We start from the raw sequence: 18,524 nt of genomic DNA, 5'->3' as shown, positions 1-18,524 counted from the left end.
GGGTGAACCTGGCCGGGTGGCGGAGTCAGGGGTGCATGAGCGCGAGCACAGCCGCGGTGAGCGGAAGCGCGTCCGTCGTGCTGCGGATGAAGTCGGGCGTCACCATGAGGACGTTGACGCCATCGGTCGCGACGACCACGGAGCCGGATCCCTCGTAACGGTCGAGTCCGGGTGCGATCACTGCGGCCTCTGCCCCGTCGACCGTCACCGGCTGCGCGTCCGTCGCGTCGAGCGCCGTCTGGAACGCGATGGCGCCGCCAGGGACGACGTCGATGCGGACCACCTCGCCCGAGGTCGTATCTCCACTTCCCGATGTGAAATGCAGTTCGCACCAACTCGCGGCGCGCGCGTACAGCGCGACGCCCTCCAGCCGCTCGGTCGGCTCGCCGCGGCTGCTCTGGGCAAGCAGTGCCACGCGCTCGAAGCCGTACACGGCGGGGTCGATGGATGCGGCGATCGCAGCGCAGTCGGGCAGCGCCCACCACTCGGCCGTACGTGCCGCAGGGCTGGGAGCGGGGTGATCGGTCAGGCCGCGAGACGCCTCCGCGAAGAGGCCGGCGACACCGACCGCCGTCACGGAGTCCGTTTGGCCTGTGGCCCGGACCACCATCCATGTGCCGCTGACCACGCCCGCCTCCGTGCATTCGACCTGGGTCCCGTCCTCGGTGACGGGCGCGCACCCGGTCGCGGTGCCGGCCTGAAGAGCGTCGTCGACCACGGCCTCGGGATAGGCCATCAGATGTGCGGTGGCCGCGAGGTAGACGCCGTCCGACACCCAGACGCAGTCGATTCCCCCGAGCACCTCATTCGCGCCCGTCTTCCAGCGGTAGTCGGACAGCATCATGTCGATCTTCGCGACCGCCTCTACGCTCGCCTCGTCGAGCGCGTTCGCGCATTCGCCGCCGAAGGGTGTGACGCCCCCCGCTGATACGGCCGGAGTGGTAGGTGTCGGGGTCGGAGTCGGGGTCGTCTCGCGGGTCGGCGACGGAGACGGCGTGGGCAGGGTCTCGCTCGTCGTCGGCGCCGGCGCCGGCCGGGCGTCGGACCCGAGCAGCGCGGCGGTCGTGATCGCGCCGCCGCTCACCACGCCGATGAGCACGAGCGCGATCGCGCCGGCGGCGATGCGCACCTGGCGCTTGCCCGCGGGGCGGATGCGCTGCGCGCCGGCGAGGACGAGATCCCGCATCTCTGCCTGCTCGTGCGGGGTGAGGTCGTCGTTCATGCCCATGCTCCCTCGATCGAAGCCATCTCTTCGCGCAGCCTGGCCTTGGCGCGGGCGAGCCGCGACTTCACCGTGCCGACAGGGATACCGAGCGTCTCGGCCGCCGCCCGGTCGGGATAACCCTCCAGGACCGTCAGCACCACGACGCTCTGCTCGCGAGCAGGCAGCCTCTTGAGAGCGGCGAGCACACCGGTCTCGTCCGGGCCTTCTGGTGCTCCCGGGTTCGCGGCGGCCGGCGTTCGTGCGAGGAGCGTCCGGTAGCGGCGGCCGGAGCGCTCGAGATTGCGGGCGCAGTTCGAGACGGTGTTGAGCAGCCACGGGAGTGGCGAGCCGTCCACGAGGCGCACCGACTCCCGCTTGCGCCAGAGCTCGAAGAATCCGATCGTCACCGCATCCTTCGCATCCTCTCGCGCGGTCAGCAGACGGCGTGCGTGCCGGAAGAGACGAGCCTCGTGACGGTCGAACAGCAATGCCAGCGCGGCCTCGTCGCCGGCCAGGACCCGCTCCCAGAGGGAGGCGTCATCATCTTCCATACCCTGTAGTGTCCGGGTTCGCGCGGATGGTTCATATCCCACTGGGCGGCGGCCGGGAGCGGCGCGACGTCATTCCGCGCTCCGCGCGCTCGGCGGGCCGTCTGCCTACACTGAGCGGGTGCCCGCACGTCGCCCCCGAGTGGTCCCCGCGCGGGCCCACGACGACCTGATCGAGTCGCTTGCGCAGCTGCGGACGGACCTCGACCTTCCGGACGGCTTCCCGGCAGCGGTGGACGCCGAAGCACGGCAGGCGGCGCGCGACGTCCCGGCCGATCCGGCGGCGGCGCAGCTCGACGACCTGCGGGACATCGAGTTCCTCACGATCGACCCCGCAGGTTCGACGGATCTCGACCAGGCGCTGCACCTCGAGCGGATGCCGACGGGGGCGGTGCTCCACTACGCGATCGCCGATCTGCCGGCCTTCGTGATGCGGGGCGGCGCCATCGACGGCGAGGCGCGCGTGCGCGGGCAGACGCTGTACGCGGCCGACGGCCGGATCCCGCTGCATCCGCCCGCCCTCAGCGAGGACGCCGCCTCGCTCCTGCCCGGGGGCGAGCGGCGCGCCTTCGTGTGGCGATTCGTCCTCGACGACGGCGCACGGCCGCTCGAGACCTCCCTGCGCCGCGCGGTGATCCGCTCGCGCGCCCAGTGGACGTACGTGGATGCCCAGGCTGCGATCGACGCGGGCACCGCGCCGGATGCCCTGCAGGCGCTCGCCTGGTTCGGGAAACTGCGGCTGGAACGCGAGGCAGAGCGCGGCGGCGTGAGCCTCAACGTGCCAGAGACCCGCATGGTCCCCGACGATTCGGGGTACCGGCTGGAACGGGACGCGCCGCTCGCCGTCGAGGACTGGAACGCACAGGTGTCCCTGCTGACGGGCATGGCAGCGGCCGACCTCATGCTGCGCGGAGGGGTCGGCATCCTCCGCACCATGCCGGCCGCCGACATCGATGACGTCGCGGCGTTCCGGGCACAGACGGAGGCACTCGGGATCCCGTGGACGCCAGGCGTCTCCTACGGCGACTATCTGCGCACGCTCGATCGCGATCAGCCGGCGGCGCTGGCGATCCTGGATGCCGCCGCGGGCCTGTTCCGCGGCGCCGGCTACGCGGCCTTCGACGGCAGCGCGCCCGCCGATCCGCTGCAGGCGGCGATCGGCGCGCCGTACGCCCACGCCACCGCTCCCCTGCGCCGGCTGGTCGATCGGTGGTCGCTCGTCACCTGTGAAGCGCTGGCGAATCGGCGCGAGGTGCCGGCATGGGTGCGGGAGAGCCTGCCGACGCTGCCCAAGATCATGGCGCGCAGCGACGGCGTGGCGAACCGGCTGGATGCCGCCACCCTCGACCGGGTCGAGGCGGCGCTGCTCTCGCGGCATGAAGGGCAGGTCTTCGAGGCCGTGGTGCTCGGCCGGCGCAACGACGGATCACGGGTGCAGCTGACGGATCCACCGGTGACCGCCAAGGTGGCCGGGCTCGACGCCGTCCCTGGATCGACGGTGCGGCTGCGTCTGAGGAGCGCCTCCATCGCGACGGGATCCATCGTGCTCGAGCCGACCGCCTAGCCTGGTGTCGTGACGACGACCGTGCTGCTGACCGGGTTCGAGCCGTTCGGCGGCGACGCCGCCAACCCGTCGGGCGAGGCGGTCCACCGCGTCGCCGCCCACTGGGAGGGGCCCGAGGTGCTCGTCACGGCCGTGCTGCCGGTCACGTTCACCGGGGCGGCCGGGAGCCTGCGGAAGCTGCTCGCCGAGCACCGGCCGGACATCGTCATCGCCGCCGGGCTGGCGGGCGGCCGCGCCGCGATCGGGGTCGAGCGCGTCGCCGTGAACCTGGTGGACGCCCGCATCCCCGACAACGTCGGCGAGCAGCCGATCGACGTGCCGAGCGTGCCGGGTGCAGCGGCGGCGCACTTCGCCACACTGCCGGTGAAGGAGATCGCACGGCGGATCGCCGCGGCCGGCATCCCCGCGGAGGTGTCGCACTCGGCAGGCACGTTCGTCTGCAACCACGTCTTCTTCACGGCGCTCGAGTCGGCGGAATCGGCAACCCGCGCCGGATTCATCCACGTTCCCTGGTCGGCTGAACACGCGCCGTCGTCCGATTCCGCAGCTCTGCCCCTCGCCGACATCGCGCAGGCGCTCGAGATCGCCGTGCGCACCAGCCTCGAGATCACCGCCGACGTTTCCGCCCCCGGCGGCACCCTGCACTGACATCCCAGCCGTCGCGTCATACGCCCGCGGAATACTCGCCGGTGCCGTGGGCTTGAAAGACTCCACTGCCCCACCCACCGATCCGGATGCCGCACCCGAGGAGTCCCATGAGCGACACTGCCACCGACATCGCCGCCGCCGAAGGAGACCGGGAGAACGTCGTCGCACCGGTCGCACCGGTTGCGCCCCCTTCGGTCCACGTGCGCGCGGTCGTGACGTGGCTGGCGATCTTCCCGCTCGTGTCCATCGGCATGCTGCTGCTCGGTCCGGTGTCGGAGTCGTGGCACCCGGTCCTGCGCGCGCTCGTGCTGACGGCGGTCGTCGTGCCGCTCGCGGTCTACATCGTCGTGCCGCGCCTCCTCGGCGCCTACACGGCCTTCAGTCGCCGGCGAGCCTCCGGGCGCCGCTGACGCCCTGATCCTCAGCGTGAGCGGCGTCCCGCGTGGAGCACCTCGCGAACCACGAGTCCCGCGACCAGCGCCCAGAAAGCCGCGCTCACGCCGGCGATCGCCACACCCGACGCCGCGACCAGGAACGTCACCACGGCAGGCAGCCGCTCCCCCGGGTCGTCGATCGCCTGCTGTACAGCCGAACCGAAGGCGCCGAACAGCGCGATGCCGGCGACCGCCGGGATGACGGCATCCGGAGACACCACCACGAGGGCGACGAGCGCCGCCGACAGACCGCCGAGCACGATGCCTCCGGCCCCCGTGGACACCCCGGCGACCCAGCGGCGCTTCGCGTCGGGGTCGGCGTCGGGCCCCGCGGCGAGCGCCGCGCTGATCGCGGCCAGATTGATCGCGTGCCCGCCCGCGGTCGCTCCGAGGGCGGTGCCCAGGCCGGTCACGAGCATCGCCGGGCGCCAGGGCACCTCGTAGCCGAAGCTGCGCATGATGGCGACGCCCGGGACGTTCTGCGAGGCCATCGTCACGAGGAAGAGCGGCAGCGCCAGACCGACGATGGCTCCGACGGTGAAGACGGGCGCCGTGAACTCGAGCCGCGGCACCAGCAGGGCCGGGTCGATCGTCGCGCCGGTGACCGCGACATGCACGCCGATGACGACGGATGCCGCGACGAACGCCAGCGGTACGGCCCAGCGCGGTGCCGCACGCACGAACACCAGCCAGGTGAGCAGGACGGGGACGACGCCCCACGGGTTCGCCACGACTCCGGTGACGGGCGCGAGACAGAGCGGCAGCAGCACACCCGCGAGCATCGCCTGGGCGATCGACGGGGGAATCCGGGCGATCAGGCGGCCGAGCTGCGGCCAGAGGGCCGTCAGCAGGATCAGGGCGGCCGTGACGAGGAACGCTCCGACGGCCGCGGACCAGCCGCCCTCGACGGAGCCCGTGGCGGCGAGGACCGCGGCGCCGGGCGTCGACCACGCCACCGTGATCGGCATCCGATACCGCCAGGCGAGGAGGATCGCCGAAGCGCCCATCGTCAGGCACAGCACCAGCAGCCCGCTCGCCGCCTGCGCGCGCGTGGCGCCGACGGCGTCGAGGCCTGTCAGCACGACGGCGAAGGAGCTCGTGACCCCGACCAGCGCGGTCACGATCCCGGCGACGATCGGCCGCGACAGCGGCGCGGCGGCCCCCGTCGGCGCCGAGCCGGCGGCGGCGCTCATGCGCCCTGCCGTCCGCGGTACACGGCGGTGCGGAGCTCGACCTCCCAGACATCGCGCTGGGGCATGCCGACGGCCTGCGCCGCCGCGACCTCGGCGTCGATGTCGTACGGCACGCGCAGGAAACGCACCTCGAACGGCGCGCGCTCCGCGGCGTCGAGCACGCCCTCGAGGATCACGTAGCTCGGCGTCGGCTCGTCGAGCGGATTGCCGACGCTGCCGGCATTGAAGAGGGTGCGGCCGTCGCGGGACTCGAGATACGTGTCGTGGATGTCGCCGTACCCGACGACGGTCGGCTCGGGGCCGTCGCCGGTCATCGCCGTGGCGCGGAACATGCCGTCGAACTCCTCGTCGGTGTGGCGGAGCCGCACCCGCACGTGCGGGCTCTCGGCCGAGGCATGGAACAGCCGGATCTGCCGGCCGCTCATCACGAGGTCGTGGCTGAGCGCGAGGCCGCCGAGCCAGCGCCGCTGTTCCGACGAGAGCTCGTCCCGCCACCACCGCATCTCCTCCGGCTGGTCGTCGCCGACGCTGCCGATGAAATCGTCCCAGTTGCCTCGGATGTTCACCTCGCATACGTCGCGCACGCGCTCGGTGGCGGCGCCACCGCGCGGGCCCTTGCCGATGTTGTCGCCCAGGTTGATGATCCGGCCGATGCCGCGGCCGGCGATGTCGTCGAGCACCGCTTCGAGAGCAGTCAGATTCCCGTGGACGTCGGAGATGAGGGCGATCCGGTCGAGAGGCATCCTCGGATCATGCCACGCCTCTCGGCGGGACCGCGGGCGTCAGCCCTCGAACTCGGCGAGCGCGTCGGCGATCATGCGGTGGCCCTGCGCCTCGAACGCCTCGTCCCCCACCTGATGCGCCCAGCAGGCGGTTCCGATGGCTTCACGCAGCCTCAGCAGCAGCCACTGAGACGAACCGACCCCTCGGCCGGACGCGCGGGATCCGCGCCGGGGATCGCGGCCGTATCCCTCGAAGAACGCAGCCTCGCACGCCGGATTCTCACGCCACTCCTGCGCCGCGAGCCGCACGAAGTCGGTCGCGGCCGGCCGTAATGCGAATCTGCCGAAGTCGATCACGCGGACCACGCCGGCGTCCACCAGCCAGTTCCGCGGCTGCCAGTCGCCGTGCGTGGGAACGAGGTCCGCGTCGATGGGAGGCAGCGCGGCGAGTGCGTGTCGCAACCGCGCCTGCACGTCCGGCGCGATGGCGTCGGACGTGTCGAGCCAGAGCAGGGCGCGACGCGTGGCGGCGGCATCCGCGCCATCGGACGGGCGGGAAGACTGGTCGTGGAACCGCCGCAGCAGCTCTCCCGCGCGGCGGTGGACCTCAGGGTCCACACCCGCGGGCGTCCGGTACGCCAGCTCACCCGGCAGCCACTCGAGCGCCAGCACCCGCGCCGCGCGGTCGGAGTGCAGCAGGCGCGCCGCATGGCCGCCCTGCTGCCACACCGAGACGAAGCCGCCTTCGTGCGCGTCGAGCTCTCGACCGAGATGGTGGTCGCCGTCGCCGGAGGCCTTGACGATCAGCTCGCGGCCGGCCTGACGCACCCGGAGCACGACCGTCTCCACCTGGTTCCAGCTGAGGTCGGCGACGACCTCGGCCCCCGGCAGCCACGCATCGACGCGTGCGCGCTGCAGGGCCGACAGGCGGCCCAGACCCATCAGGACGTGACGACCTGCGCGGTGCCGACGGGCGCGCCCGGGCCCATCTCGTCGGCGATGCGGTTGGCCTCTTCGATGAGCGTGGCGACGATGTCGGCCTCGGGGACGGTCTTGATGACCTGGCCCTTCACGAAGATCTGCCCCTTGCCGTTTCCCGAAGCGACGCCGAGGTCGGCCTCACGGGCCTCACCCGGGCCGTTGACGACGCAGCCCATGACCGCGACGCGCAACGGCACGGTCATATCCTTCAGACCCTCGGTGACGTTGTCGGCGAGCGTGTAGACGTCGACCTGGGCACGGCCGCAGGACGGGCACGACACGATCTCGAGCTTGCGCTCGCGCAGATTCAGCGACTGCAGGATCTGGTGGCCGACCTTGACCTCTTCAGCGGGCGGCGCGGACAGCGACACGCGGATCGTGTCGCCGATGCCCTCGGCGAGCAGGATGCCGAAGGCGGTCGCGGACTTGATCGTGCCCTGGAACGCGGGGCCCGCCTCGGTCACGCCGAGGTGCAGGGGCCAGTCGCCGCGCTCGGCGAGCAGCCGGTAGGCCTTGACCATCACGATCGGGTCGTTGTGCTTGACCGAGATCTTGAAGTCGTGGAAATCGTGCTCCTCGAAGAGCGATGCCTCCCAGACGGCACTCTCGACGAGGGCCTCGGGAGTCGCCTTGCCGTACTTCTCGAGTAGACGCCGGTCGAGCGAGCCGGCGTTGACGCCGATGCGCAGCGACACTCCCGCCGCCTTCGCGGCGGCGGCGATGGCGCCGACCTGGTCGTCGAACTTGCGGATGTTGCCCGGGTTCACGCGCACCGCGCCGCAGCCGGCATCGATCGCCTGGAACACGTACTTGGGCTGGAAGTGGATGTCGGCGATCACCGGGATCTGGCTCTTCTTCGCGATGATGTGCAGCACGTCGGCGTCGTCCTGCGACGGCACGGCGACGCGCACGATCTCGCAGCCCGACGCGGTCAGCTCGGCGATCTGCTGGAGCGTGGCGTTGATGTTGGTCGTCGGCGTGGTCGTCATCGACTGCACGCTCACCGGCGCATCGCCGCCGACCAGCACCTTGCCCACCTTGATCTGGCGGGTCTTGCGACGGGGGGCGAGCGTTTCGGGGACCTTGGGCATCCCGAGATTGACGGCTGGCACGTGACCAGCCTACGCGGCGGGGCGCCCGCCGGCCTCGGCGTCGCCGGGAGAGCCCTGCCGAAGTGCTGAGCGGATGCCGGAACCCCGCGAGCAGCCGCTCGCTTTCGGCAGCGTCTCGCTGACGGTGTATCTTCCCGCCATGAGCCTGAGCCACCACCTCGGACGCATGACCGGCAGGGACCCGAACGAGGCGCACCGGACAGCGACACCCCTGGAGCTGCTGTTCGACCTGACGTTCGTCGTCGCGTTCAGCCAGATCTCGTCCCAGATGGCGCATCTCCTCGAGCTCGGGCACGTCAGCTCGGCCATCATCGGGTTCGCGTTCTCGACCTTCGCAGTCACCTGGGCGTGGATCAACTACAGCTGGCTCGCGTCGGCGTACGACACCGACGACATCTACTTCCGCGTCTCGACGCTGGTCGTGATGGTGGGCGTGCTCATCGTCGCCCTCGGCGTGCCGGACGTGTTCCACTCCATCGACGACGGCGACTATCTGGACAACACCGTCATGGTCCTCGGGTACGTCGTCATGCGCGTCGCGACGATCGCGCTCTGGATCCGCGCCGCCGTGCAGGACGAGGCGCGCCGCAGGACCTGCGTCGCCTACATCGTCAACGTCTCGATCGCGCAGCTCGGATGGATCGCGCTGATCTTCCTCAACCTGCCCGTCGGCACCACCCTGGTGTTCACGACGCTGCTGATGCTGTTCGAGCTGGCGGGACCGCTGTTCGCCGAGAAGCGCTTCGGACCCACACCGTGGCATCCGCACCACATCGCCGAGCGCTACGGCCTCCTCGTCATCATCACGCTGGGCGAGGTCATCCTCGGCACGATCCTGGCGATCTCAGCGGTCATCCAGGGCGACGTGTGGTCCCTGGAGGCAGCTCTCATCGCTTTCGGCGGCACGGCCCTGGCGTTCGGCATGTGGTGGAACTACTTCGCCATCCCGTTCGGCCAGGTGCTCGAGCGGCATCGCTGGCGCGGGTTCCCTTGGGGTTACCTGCACCTCTTCGTCTTCGGCTCGCTGATCGCGGTCGGCGCGGGACTCCACGTCGCCGCCAACGTCATCTCGCATCACGCGCACGTCGACGAGACCTTCGCGGTGCTCAGCATCGCGATTCCGGTACTCGTCTACGAGACGTTCCTGTTCGGCATCTACGCGCTCACCGTGATGCAGTTCGATCCGTTCCACGTCTGGCTCTACCTGGGCTCGGTCGCCGCACTCGCCGCGAGCGTCATCGCCGTCACGCTCGGTGCGTCGCTCGGGGTGGCGCTGCTGTTCATCGCGTGCGCGCCCGCCGTGGTGGTGGTCGGCTACGAGACCGTCGGCTGGCGCCACGGAGCCGAGATGCTGGAGCACGCGCGGCAGACGTAACGACGGCATCGAGGGTCGACGGAGGCCACGAGCGGTGTGGTAGGTTCGGCGCATGTCCGCACGCCTCACCTGGTGGCTCACCGCATAGGCGGTGGGTTTCGCGCGACCCAGACCGCCCTCGGGGCGGTCTTCTTTTTCGTAAGGGATGCCTCCCCACGACGAAAGAACCACAGCCATGACCGGGCCCGCCCACCCCTCGCTCCGCGAGATCGCCGACCGCGGCATCGCCTTCGCCCTCATCGCCCGCGACGACACGACGGTCGAGCTGCTGACCGGCGACGTGGTCGATGTCGACCTGCTCGCCGACATCCCGCTGACCGACGCCTCGGGAACACCGCGCGAGGTGCTCGCGCTGGTGCCGTTCCGACAGGTGCGCGAGCGCGGCTTCGAGTGCCACGACGACGGCGCGCCACTGCGCTGCCTCATCGTCCGCGAGCGGACGGCGCTCCCCCGGGACGAGGCCCTGGCCCAGCTGCCGACCGAGCCTGTCGCCCTGCAGGATGCTGGCTTCGACATCGCCGACGAGGAGTACGCCGGCATCGTGCGGCGGGTGATCGCCGACGAGATCGGGCGCGGCGAAGGCGCCAACTTCGTCATCCGCCGCGACTTCACCGCGGGTGTGTCGACGGATGCCGCCACCGCCGCCCTCACCTGGTTCCGGGCTCTCCTCGAGCATGAGCGCGGCGCCTACTGGACGTTCGCGGTGGTCACACCGGGCCACGTCGCCGTCGGCGCGAGCCCGGAGGCGCATGTGAGCGCCCGCGACGGCGTCGTGACGATGAACCCGATCTCTGGCACGTTCCGTCACCCCGCCGGCGGGGCGACCGCCGAGACGCTCACCGAGTTCCTCCGCTCGACGAAGGAGACCGAGGAGCTGTTCATGGTCGTCGACGAGGAGCTCAAGATGATGAGCGCCGTCTGCTCCGACGGCGGCCGCATCACAGGTCCGCACCTCAAGGAGATGTCGCGACTCACCCACACCGAATACGTGCTGCGCGGGCGCAGCCGGCTGGATCCGCGTGACATCCTCCGCGAGACGATGTTCGCGCCGACCGTCACCGGCTCGCCGATGCAGAACGCCTGCACCGTCATCACCCGGCACGAGACCACCCCGCGGGGCTACTACTCGGGCGTGGCCGCGCTGTTCACCCCGCGTCTGACGCTCGCGGCCGGCGAGGCGACCCACGACCTGGACGCGCCGATCCTCATCCGAACCGCGTACCTGCAGGACGGCCGGCTGCGTGTCCCCGTCGGGGCCACGCTCGTGCGCCACTCGGACCCGTACGGCGAGGTGGGCGAGACCCACGGAAAGGCCGCGGGCGTGCTCGGCGCCATCGGCGCGGTGCCCCGTGACGCCGCCGCCGAGGCCGCCGCCGTCGCCGCGCCCGACGCGGACGTCATCGACGAGGACGCTCCCGCTCCCGCGCCCCGCCGCCTCGCGGACGATCCGTCGATCGCCGAGCTGCTGGCCTCCCGCAACGGACGCCTGGCGGAGTTCTGGCTCAACCCTCAGGGGTCGGACGGGCCTGCGCCGTTCGCCGGCCGGTCGGCGCTCGTCGTCGACGCCGAGGATCGCTTCACCACGATGCTCGCCCATCAGCTGCGCCATCTCGGGCTCGACGTGCGGATCGCGCCGTGGGACGAGGTGACCGACGCGCAGATCGATGACGCCGAACTCCTGGTATCCGGACCCGGGCCCGGCGACCCGCGCGACGAGTCGAGCCCCCGCATCCGCCGCATGCGCGAAGTGGTCGCGCGACGGCGTGAGAGCGGGCGGCCGATCCTCGCGGTCTGCCTGAGCCACCAGATCCTCGCCGACACCTTCGGCATCGACCTCGCGCCGCTGGATGCGCCGCACCAGGGACTGCAGAAGTCGGTCGACGTGTTCGGGATGCCGGCATCCATCGGCTTCTACAACACCTTCACGGCCCGCGTCCCGGCCGGCACCACGAGCGCCGGCGCAGCGGAGATCGCGGCGGACGCCGCGGGCGACGTCTACGCGCTGCGCGGGCCCGGCTTCGCGTCGGTGCAGGGGCACCTGGAGTCGATCCTGTCGCGGGACGGCATGACCACGCTGCAGCGCCTGGTCGAGCAGGCTCTGACGCCGATCGAGGGCTGAGCGCGGCGTTTCTTCCCCTCTTCCCGGGTTCGCGGCGTGTCGCGACCTCTTTCGGGTTCGGGGCGCGTCGCGAGCGTTCGGGGCGCGCGGCGCCCGCCCCGAGTGCACGGCGCACGCCCCAAACCCGAGAACGAGAACGGATGCCGCCCTCAGCGCCCCGCGCGGGCGGCCAGAAGACGTCGCTCGGCCTCGTTCGCCGTGAGCTCGAGCGCGCGGAGGTCGGCGGCGAGCGCCTCGTCGTCGCGACCGAGGTCCCGCAGCAGTGACGCCCGGACGGCGTGCCAGAGGTGCGAACGTGCCAGGGGCTCCGCGAGCGCGTCGACCTCGGCGAGCGCGACCGCGGCGCCCTCCACACGCGCCAGTGCGACGGCGCGGTTGAGCCGCACCACCGGCGACCGGTCGTACGCGAGCAGCATGTCGTAGAGCGTCAGCACCTGCAGCCAGTCGGTCGACGCCGCGTCCGCGGCATCCGCGTGGCAGGCCGCGATCGCCGCGTGCAGCTGCCAGCGTCCCGGACGGCGCAGTCGGGCAGCGCGCTCCAGCGACGTCCGAGCCTCGCCGAGAAGCTCGGCGTCCCACCGGGACCTGTCCTGGTCGGCGAGCAGCACCAGCTCGCCGTCCACCGACCGCGCGGATTCTCGTGCCCGATGGAACCGCAGGAGGGCGAGGAGCCCGTGCGCCTCCGCGGCACGCGGCAGCGCCTCGGCGACCACCCGGGCCAGCCAGAGCGCGTCATCGGCGAGGTCGCGGTCGGCCGCGGCATCCGCCCCCGCCGCGAAGTGGGCCTCGCTGTACATCACCGAGACGACCGTCAGCACGAGGTCGAGCCGGGCCGCGGCATCGGCCCCCTGCGGAACCCTCAGCGGGATGCCGCTCTCGGCGATCTTGCGCTTGGCGCGCGAGATGCGCTGCCCGGTGGTGGGTTCGGCCGAGAACGTGGCGCGGGCGATCTGCGCCGTCGTCAGTCCGCACACCGCACGGAGCGTGAGCGCGAGCTGCGCGTCGGGCGCGAGCGCCGGGTGGCAGCAGCCGAACAGCAGCGGCAGCCGCTCGTCGGCCGGCGTGCTTCCGGCCGTCGGAACCGGGGCGAGCAGCGCGACCTTGTCGCGCAGCACGCGCTCCCGGCGCACGCGGTCGAGCGCGTTGTGTCGCGCCGCCTGCATCAGCCACGCGCCGGGCTTCGGCGGGATCCCGCGCGCCCGCCAATCACGCAGCGCCTCCTCGACCGCCTCCGCGACGGCCTCTTCGGCGACGTCGAAGCTGGCGAACGCCACAGTGAGCGCCGCCGTGATGCGCGCGGATTCCTCGCGCACCACGGCGGCGAGAAGTCGATCGGATGCCGCGGCGCGGGCTTCCGACGGGTGCGCGGCGTCTGCACCCGACCCGGCCGCCGCTGGGTCCACACGGCCAGAAACCGGGAGCGACGCGCCGACGTCGCCGGGAGGAGGCGCGGGGACCGGCTCGGGCATCACTCGAACTGGCTGTAGTCGACCACCATCGGCCGGATCTCCACGGCGACTCCGGGAAGTTCGAGCGAGGGCCAGGTCTTCACGAGCGCGATCGCCGCATCGAGGTCGGCGACGTCGATGACGCTGAATCCCCCGACGACCTCCTTCGCCTCCGAGAAGGGGCCGTCGACGACGACGGGCCCGTCGTCGCCCGCCCGCACCGTCGTCGCAGTGCTGACCGGGTGCAGCTCCGCCCCCGAGTCGTCGATCTTGTCGGCGTTCGTGCCGAACCACTCGTAGATCCGCCCGTAGACCTCCTGGCGGCGCTCCTCGGGCACCGCAGCGTCGAGCTCGGGGGTCGAGGTGAACATGATGACGTACTTCACGGTCGTCGTCCTTTCGTCAGTGGAACCGTTGCATCCCTACAGCGAACGGACAAGGCCGTTTTCGACACGACCGACGAAGAAACCTGACGCAGTGCGCAGAGCCGCCCGGGGGTCAGAACAGCGTGACCGGGTTGAAGATGTCGGCAAGGATCAGCACGGCCCCCATCGCGATCAGCGCGATCACGACGACGAAGGTGATCGGCACGAGCTTGGTCGCATCCACGGGCTTCGGCGGTGGGCGGCGGAACAGCTTCGCCCATGCGCGCTTGAGCCCGTCCCACAGGGCGACCGCGACGTGTCCGCCGTCCAACGGCAGCAGTGGGATCAAGTTGAAGACGAACAGCGCGATGTTGAGCGACGCGAGCAGTGAGAGGTAGCCGGCGACACGGTTCAGGACCGGCGAGTCCGCGGCCGCCACCTCGCCCGACAGGCGCCCTGCTCCGACGATGCTGAGCGGACCGTTGGGATCGCGCTCGGCGCCGGTGACGAGGTCGACACCCGTCTGCCAGACCTTCGCCGGCAGCTGCCAGATGATGCCGGCGACGGCGCCGACGTTCTGCACGGCCATCTGGGGTCCCGCCCAGATCGGCTGCGTGACGTACTCGACCGACGGGCCGATGCCGACGAAGCCGACCTCCTCGGTCGTCGTCGTGCCGTCGGCGGCGGTCACCTCGCCCTCGATCGTCGCAGGCGTGACCTCGATGCTCTGCTCGGTTCCGTCGCGCTCGACCACGAACGTCAGCTGCTCGCCGGGCGAGGAGCGGATGATGGCGGACGCCTCGTCGAAGTCGGCGACCGGCTGCCCGTCGATCGAGACGATCGTGTCGCCGGGCTGGATGCCCGCCGCTTCGGCGGGGGCCGCCGGCGCGGACTCCGCGCATTCGGTCGAGCTCGTCGTCGGCACGCACTCCGACAGTCGGGCGACCGTCGTGGTCGCGGTCTGCAGGCCGATGCCGCTGAGGAGGATCGCGAACAGCACCATCGCGAACAGGAGGTTCATGACCGGGCCGCCCAGCATCACGACGATGCGCTTCCAGACCGGCAGCCGGTAGAAGACGTGGGCGTCGTCGTCGCCCTGCAGCGTCTCGTCATTGGCGTCGCGCGCGTCCTGCACCATCGTGGCGAAGAAGCCGCCTCCGGCACGCCCGGTTCGTGATGCGGAACCCGCAGTCTGGGCGGATGCGGATGCCTCCGCAGCGCGCGCCCGCTCGCGGGGTGACGGCGGATACATGCCGGCCATCGAGATGTAGCCGCCGATGGGGAAGGCCTTGACGCCGTACTCGGTCCCGCGCATGCGCCGCGACCAGAGCGTCGGCCCGAATCCGATCATGTACTGGCCGACGCGCACGCCGAATCTCTTCGCAGGCCACAGGTGGCCGAGCTCGTGCAGCGCGATCGAGACGGCGAGGCCCACGACCATGAGCACGACACCGATGACGAACGCGAGGATCTCCACACGCTCACGGTACCCGCGTGATGCTTTGAGTTGGGTGTGACGGTGCGTCCGGACGACGCTTACCCCTCCCTTAGGCTCGACACGAGGAGGAGCCGTGACCCCACGCCACACGCGCGCGCTGCGCGGCACCGCCGCAGCATGGGTCGCGACCGTCGTCGCAGCCACGGCTCACACGCTCGCGGGCGGCGGGGCTCCGTCCCCCGCACTGGTGATCGCCGTCGGCATCCTCGCGGCGCCCTTCGCGGTGGGCCTCATCGGGCGCCGCCTCTCCGCATGGCGGATGGGCGCCGCCGTCCTTGCGAGTCAGGCCCTGTTCCACGTGGCATTCGCTCTGACCGCCGGCGCCGACCCTGCGGCGTTGCACGGGCACCACGTCACGCACCTGGGCGGCCATCTCAGCGCCGTCGTGCTCCCCGACGCCCCCATGCTCGCCGCCCACGTGCTCGCCGCGTTCGCCACGGTGGTCGCGCTGCACAGCGGAGAACGGATGCTGCGAGCCCTGGGCCGCGGCATCCGTTCGATGTTCACGCGCGTCCGCGGCATCGCCCCGCGGGCGCCGATGCCGCGGCTCGTCACGCTGCAGACTCGTCCGTCCGGCGGCGCGCCGCGCGTCGTCCTCTCCGACGCCTCCCGGCGGGGACCGCCCGCCTTCGTCTGAGCGGCGCTCGAGCGCCGCGCCCGTCACCGGCCACCCGAGGGGTGCGCCGGATCCTCTCGCGTACGCGCACCCGCCGCGTACCGCCGGTCGGCCGTTCGCGCCGATCACCCCGACGACAGACGAAAGCACACACCCATGAACACGTTCACCCACCTGTCCCCCACCCGCCGCCTCGCGATCGGCGCGGGCGTCGGTCTCGCCCTCGCCCTCGCCGCGCCGCTCGCCGCGTCCGCCCACGTGCACGTGACGCCCGAGACCGCCTCAGCCGGCGGGACGGAGACCCTCACCTTCTCGTTCTCGCACGGCTGCGACGGCTCGCCCACGACCGCGCTCGCCGTCGACATCCCCGAGGGCGTCGGCAATGCGACACCCGTGGTGCAGGGCGGCTGGAGCATCACGCGCGAGCTCGGCGCCGACGGCGTGCCGACGCGCGTCGTCTACACACCCGACACCGCCGTCGAGGACGGGCTCAAAGCGACCGTCTCGATGGATGTGCTCTTCACCGAGGCCGCCGCGGACACCACGCTCGCGTTCCCCGTCACCCAGACGTGCGCCGAGGGCGAGACGGGGTGGACGCAGATCGCCGAGGACGGCCAGGATCCCCATGACCTCGACGCGCCGGCGCCGCTCGTCGAGGTGGGCGCCGCTGCAGACGACGCCGATGCCGGGCATGCAACGGGTGCCGAGGGTGCGGACCACACCGCCCACGAGAGCGCCGACGCCGACGCCGCGGAGGCCGCATCCGGCACGTCCGCCGACCCGGTCGCACGCTGGCTTGCCGCGGGCGGACTCGTCGCGGGAATCGCCGCACTCGCGGTCGTGCTCGTGCGCGGACGCCGCAAGGCCTGAGCCGCTCCCCCTGCACCGGTCGCTGAGCGAGGAGACCCGGCTCGGCGACCGGCGCGCCGGGCATGTCCGACGGCGGCGGCGAGCCCGCTGCAGGACCCGCGGGCGGCTGTGCCCAGCCTCGCGGGCGGGGGCCCGGGCGCCGTGCGAAGATGGATGCGCCATGCCGACCGACGCGCCTTCGAACCTGCCCCCGGTACTCCGCCCCGACGCGCCGCCGACCCACTCCCTCGCGGACCTCGCGGCGCGCTTCGCCGTCGACGTCCGCGGTGACGTCGCCGGTGCCACGCTCACCGGGATCACCCTCGCGACCGCCGATCTTCGGCCCGGCGACGTTTTCGTCGCCGTGCAGGGCGTCAACCGCCACGGCGCCGAGTTCGCCGCGACGGCGGCCGAGAAGGGCGCCGTCGCCGTGGTGACGGATGCCGCCGGAGCCGACGTCGCCGCCGCGAGCGGGCTGCCCGTCGTGCTGGTCGACAACCCGCGCGCGGTCCTCGGCGAGCTGTCGGCGTGGGTCTACAGCACCGGTCGCGACGACGATCTGCCGACGCTCTTCGGGACGACGGGCACCAACGGCAAGACCAGCGTGTCGCACCTGCTCGAGGGGATCCTCGGCCAGCTCGGGGTGACGACCGGGCTGTCGTCCACCGCCGAGCGGCACATCGCCGGACAGGTCGTCGTCTCGCGGCTGACGACGCCCGAGGCGTACGAGATGCACGCGCTCCTCGCCCTGATGCGCGAACGGGGCGTCGAAGCCGTCGCCGTCGAGGTCAGCGCGCAGGCGCTCAGCCGCCGCCGCGTCGACGGCATCGTGTTCGACGTCGCCGGCTTCACCAACCTCACCCACGACCACCTCGACGACTACGCCGACATGCGGGAGTACTTCGAGGCGAAGCTGCCGCTGTTCCGTCCCGACCGCGCGCGCCGAGCCGTCGTCTGCCTCGACTCCGAGCCCGGCGCCGAGGTCGTGGCCCGCAGCGAGGTGCCGACCGTCACGGTGGGCACACCGGCGCTCGCCTCGGATCCGGATGCCGCAGCCGCCGCCGACTGGGTCGTCGACATCCTCGACGAGCGCCAGGTCGGCACCGAGTTCCGTCTCACCGCCCGGGACGGGCGCACGCTGACGACCCTCGTCCCCGTGATCGGGCGGCACATGGCCGCCAACGCCGGCCTCGCGATCGTCATGATCCTCGAGGGCGGCTACACATGGGAGCGCCTGGTCGACGCGCTCGACGGCAGCCGCATCGACGCGTACCTGCCCGGGCGCACCGAACTCGTCTCGGGCGAGACGGGCCCCGCGGTCTACGTGGACTTCGGTCACTCGCCCGACGCGTTCGAGAAGACGCTGGCCGCGGTCCGCCGGGTGACGCCGGGCAAGGTCGTCATGCTGTTCGGTGCCGACGGCGACCGCGACGCCACCAAGCGGCACGACATGGGCCGCACCGGCGTCGAGGGCAGCGACATCCTCGTCATCACTGACCACCACCCGCGCCACGAAGACCCCGACTCCATCCGGGCGACCCTCGTCGAGGGCGCGCGCCGGGCGCAGCCTGATGCCGAGATCCATGAGTTCTCCCCGCCCGAGCGCGCGATCATCGAGGCGGTCGCGCTCGTCGGCGACGGCGACGCGATCCTCTGGGCCGGCCCCGGGCACCAGGACTACCGCGACATCCGGGGCGTCCGCACGCCCTACTCGGCGCGCGAGCTCGCCCGTCGCGCCCTGCGCGAGGCCGGCTGGCCCGTGCCCGAGCCGCACTGGCCCGTGCCGTACCCGGCGCACGAGACTCCGGCATCCGACCCGCTGCGGCCGGTGTATCCCGAGGCCTGAGA

The 18,524-nt window shown here is 72.0% G+C and carries 17 protein-coding genes; 8 read left to right on the top strand and 9 right to left on the bottom strand.

Translation table 11 applies throughout. From position 1 onward, the window contains the following. Window positions 1-25: 25 nt before the first annotated feature. Window positions 26-1,222 carry a hypothetical protein gene (locus tag Q9R08_RS20555; protein WP_308870110.1) on the bottom strand — a complete coding sequence of 399 codons (1,197 nt, stop codon included), beginning with the start codon at window positions 1,220-1,222 and terminating at the stop codon, window positions 26-28. Further along, entirely contained in the window at window positions 1,219-1,755 is a 537-nt protein-coding gene (locus Q9R08_RS20550) for an RNA polymerase sigma factor (RefSeq protein ID WP_308870108.1), read from the bottom strand. Before Q9R08_RS20550 ends, Q9R08_RS20555 begins: the two co-directional genes overlap by 4 nt. A gap of 118 nt (window positions 1,756-1,873) precedes the next feature. On the opposite strand from Q9R08_RS20550, the gene Q9R08_RS20545 reads away from it, so the two are divergent. The 3 genes from Q9R08_RS20545 to Q9R08_RS20535 all read left to right on the top strand — a co-directional run bounded on the left by Q9R08_RS20545 (window position 1,874) and on the right by Q9R08_RS20535 (window position 4,374). Next, window positions 1,874-3,316, top strand: a complete 1,443-nt coding sequence (locus Q9R08_RS20545) for an RNB domain-containing ribonuclease (RefSeq protein ID WP_308870105.1) — start codon at window positions 1,874-1,876, stop codon at window positions 3,314-3,316. 9 nt (window positions 3,317-3,325) lie between these two features. After that, window positions 3,326-3,964, top strand: coding sequence for a pyroglutamyl-peptidase I (gene pcp / locus Q9R08_RS20540; protein WP_308870104.1), 639 nt, complete (start codon window positions 3,326-3,328; stop codon window positions 3,962-3,964). 107 nt (window positions 3,965-4,071) lie between these two features. After that, window positions 4,072-4,374, top strand: a complete 303-nt coding sequence (locus Q9R08_RS20535; protein ID WP_308870102.1) for a putative antibiotic biosynthesis monooxygenase — start codon at window positions 4,072-4,074, stop codon at window positions 4,372-4,374. Between the two features lie 11 nt (window positions 4,375-4,385). Here the strand turns inward: Q9R08_RS20535 and Q9R08_RS20530 are convergent, their stop codons facing one another. The 4 genes from Q9R08_RS20530 to ispG are packed head-to-tail and all read right to left on the bottom strand — an operon-like array spanning window position 4,386 to window position 8,406. After that, on the bottom strand, window positions 4,386-5,591 hold the full coding sequence (locus Q9R08_RS20530) for a benzoate/H(+) symporter BenE family transporter (protein ID WP_308870100.1): 1,206 nt from the start codon (window positions 5,589-5,591) through the stop codon (window positions 4,386-4,388). Further along, window positions 5,588-6,334 (bottom strand): metallophosphoesterase family protein, encoded by a 747-nt coding sequence (locus Q9R08_RS20525; protein WP_308870098.1) that lies wholly within the window; start codon window positions 6,332-6,334, stop codon window positions 5,588-5,590. Before Q9R08_RS20525 ends, Q9R08_RS20530 begins: the two co-directional genes overlap by 4 nt. A gap of 39 nt (window positions 6,335-6,373) precedes the next feature. Next, a complete protein-coding gene (locus Q9R08_RS20520; RefSeq protein ID WP_308870096.1) occupies window positions 6,374-7,255 on the bottom strand; it encodes an aminoglycoside phosphotransferase family protein in 882 nt (293 codons plus the stop codon). Next, on the bottom strand, window positions 7,255-8,406 hold the full coding sequence (ispG, locus tag Q9R08_RS20515) for a flavodoxin-dependent (E)-4-hydroxy-3-methylbut-2-enyl-diphosphate synthase (RefSeq protein ID WP_308870094.1): 1,152 nt from the start codon (window positions 8,404-8,406) through the stop codon (window positions 7,255-7,257). The genes Q9R08_RS20520 and ispG overlap by 1 nt, the downstream gene beginning before the upstream one ends. A gap of 73 nt (window positions 8,407-8,479) precedes the next feature. Between ispG and Q9R08_RS20510 the strand changes: the two genes are divergently transcribed. Continuing rightward, window positions 8,480-9,781, top strand: a complete 1,302-nt coding sequence (locus Q9R08_RS20510) for a low temperature requirement protein A (RefSeq protein ID WP_308870093.1) — start codon at window positions 8,480-8,482, stop codon at window positions 9,779-9,781. A 175-nt stretch (window positions 9,782-9,956) separates the two neighbouring features. Then, complete coding sequence (locus Q9R08_RS20505; protein ID WP_308870091.1) at window positions 9,957-11,900, top strand: anthranilate synthase family protein; 1,944 nt, start codon at window positions 9,957-9,959, stop codon at window positions 11,898-11,900. A 149-nt stretch (window positions 11,901-12,049) separates the two neighbouring features. Here Q9R08_RS20505 and Q9R08_RS20500 read toward each other — a convergent pair whose 3' ends face one another. From Q9R08_RS20500 to Q9R08_RS20490, 3 genes are all read right to left on the bottom strand, one after another. After that, the gene (locus Q9R08_RS20500) at window positions 12,050-13,369 is read right to left on the bottom strand and encodes an RNA polymerase sigma factor (protein ID WP_308870089.1); all 1,320 of its coding nucleotides are present in this window, start codon (window positions 13,367-13,369) and stop codon (window positions 12,050-12,052) included. Further along, the gene (locus Q9R08_RS20495; RefSeq protein WP_308870087.1) at window positions 13,369-13,734 is read right to left on the bottom strand and encodes a YciI family protein; all 366 of its coding nucleotides are present in this window, start codon (window positions 13,732-13,734) and stop codon (window positions 13,369-13,371) included. The genes Q9R08_RS20500 and Q9R08_RS20495 overlap by 1 nt, the downstream gene beginning before the upstream one ends. Before the next feature lie 112 nt (window positions 13,735-13,846). Next, window positions 13,847-15,190: a M50 family metallopeptidase gene (locus tag Q9R08_RS20490; protein WP_308870085.1), complete on the bottom strand. Its 1,344-nt coding sequence runs from the start codon at window positions 15,188-15,190 to the stop codon at window positions 13,847-13,849. Window positions 15,191-15,284: 94 nt separating this feature from the next. Here Q9R08_RS20490 and Q9R08_RS20485 point away from each other — a divergent pair, with 94 nt between their 5' ends. The 3 genes from Q9R08_RS20485 to Q9R08_RS20475 all read left to right on the top strand — a co-directional run bounded on the left by Q9R08_RS20485 (window position 15,285) and on the right by Q9R08_RS20475 (window position 18,522). After that, window positions 15,285-15,848, top strand: a complete 564-nt coding sequence (locus Q9R08_RS20485) for a hypothetical protein (RefSeq protein WP_308870084.1) — start codon at window positions 15,285-15,287, stop codon at window positions 15,846-15,848. A gap of 135 nt (window positions 15,849-15,983) precedes the next feature. After that, window positions 15,984-16,697 (top strand): YcnI family protein, encoded by a 714-nt coding sequence (locus tag Q9R08_RS20480; protein WP_308870082.1) that lies wholly within the window; start codon window positions 15,984-15,986, stop codon window positions 16,695-16,697. A gap of 160 nt (window positions 16,698-16,857) precedes the next feature. Then, window positions 16,858-18,522: a Mur ligase family protein gene (locus tag Q9R08_RS20475; protein ID WP_308870080.1), complete on the top strand. Its 1,665-nt coding sequence runs from the start codon at window positions 16,858-16,860 to the stop codon at window positions 18,520-18,522. The last annotated feature ends 2 nt before the right edge of the window (window positions 18,523-18,524 follow it).

The sequence above is a fragment of the Microbacterium psychrotolerans genome (assembly GCF_031085295.1).
GTDB classification, from domain to species: domain Bacteria; phylum Actinomycetota; class Actinomycetes; order Actinomycetales; family Microbacteriaceae; genus Microbacterium; species Microbacterium psychrotolerans.
The sequence above is the reverse complement of the archived record's forward strand: the minus strand, read 5'-3'. Positions and strand labels throughout refer to the sequence as shown.

Excerpts from the sequence above, each read along its gene's own strand:
- Q9R08_RS20555 (WP_308870110.1), bottom strand. The coding sequence starts at position 1,222 with ATGAACGACGACCTCACCCCGCACGAGCAGGCAGAGATGCGGGATCTC.
- Q9R08_RS20550 (WP_308870108.1), bottom strand. The coding sequence starts at position 1,755 with ATGGAAGATGATGACGCCTCCCTCTGGGAGCGGGTCCTGGCCGGCGAC.
- Q9R08_RS20535 (WP_308870102.1), top strand. The coding sequence starts at position 4,072 with ATGAGCGACACTGCCACCGACATCGCCGCCGCCGAAGGAGACCGGGAG.
- Q9R08_RS20530 (WP_308870100.1), bottom strand. The coding sequence starts at position 5,591 with ATGAGCGCCGCCGCCGGCTCGGCGCCGACGGGGGCCGCCGCGCCGCTG.
- Q9R08_RS20525 (WP_308870098.1), bottom strand. The coding sequence starts at position 6,334 with ATGCCTCTCGACCGGATCGCCCTCATCTCCGACGTCCACGGGAATCTG.
- Q9R08_RS20520 (WP_308870096.1), bottom strand. The coding sequence starts at position 7,255 with ATGGGTCTGGGCCGCCTGTCGGCCCTGCAGCGCGCACGCGTCGATGCG.
- Q9R08_RS20510 (WP_308870093.1), top strand. The coding sequence starts at position 8,480 with ATGCCGGAACCCCGCGAGCAGCCGCTCGCTTTCGGCAGCGTCTCGCTG.
- Q9R08_RS20505 (WP_308870091.1), top strand. The coding sequence starts at position 9,957 with ATGACCGGGCCCGCCCACCCCTCGCTCCGCGAGATCGCCGACCGCGGC.
- Q9R08_RS20500 (WP_308870089.1), bottom strand. The coding sequence starts at position 13,369 with ATGCCCGAGCCGGTCCCCGCGCCTCCTCCCGGCGACGTCGGCGCGTCG.
- Q9R08_RS20480 (WP_308870082.1), top strand. The coding sequence starts at position 15,984 with ATGAACACGTTCACCCACCTGTCCCCCACCCGCCGCCTCGCGATCGGC.
- Q9R08_RS20475 (WP_308870080.1), top strand. The coding sequence starts at position 16,858 with ATGCCGACCGACGCGCCTTCGAACCTGCCCCCGGTACTCCGCCCCGAC.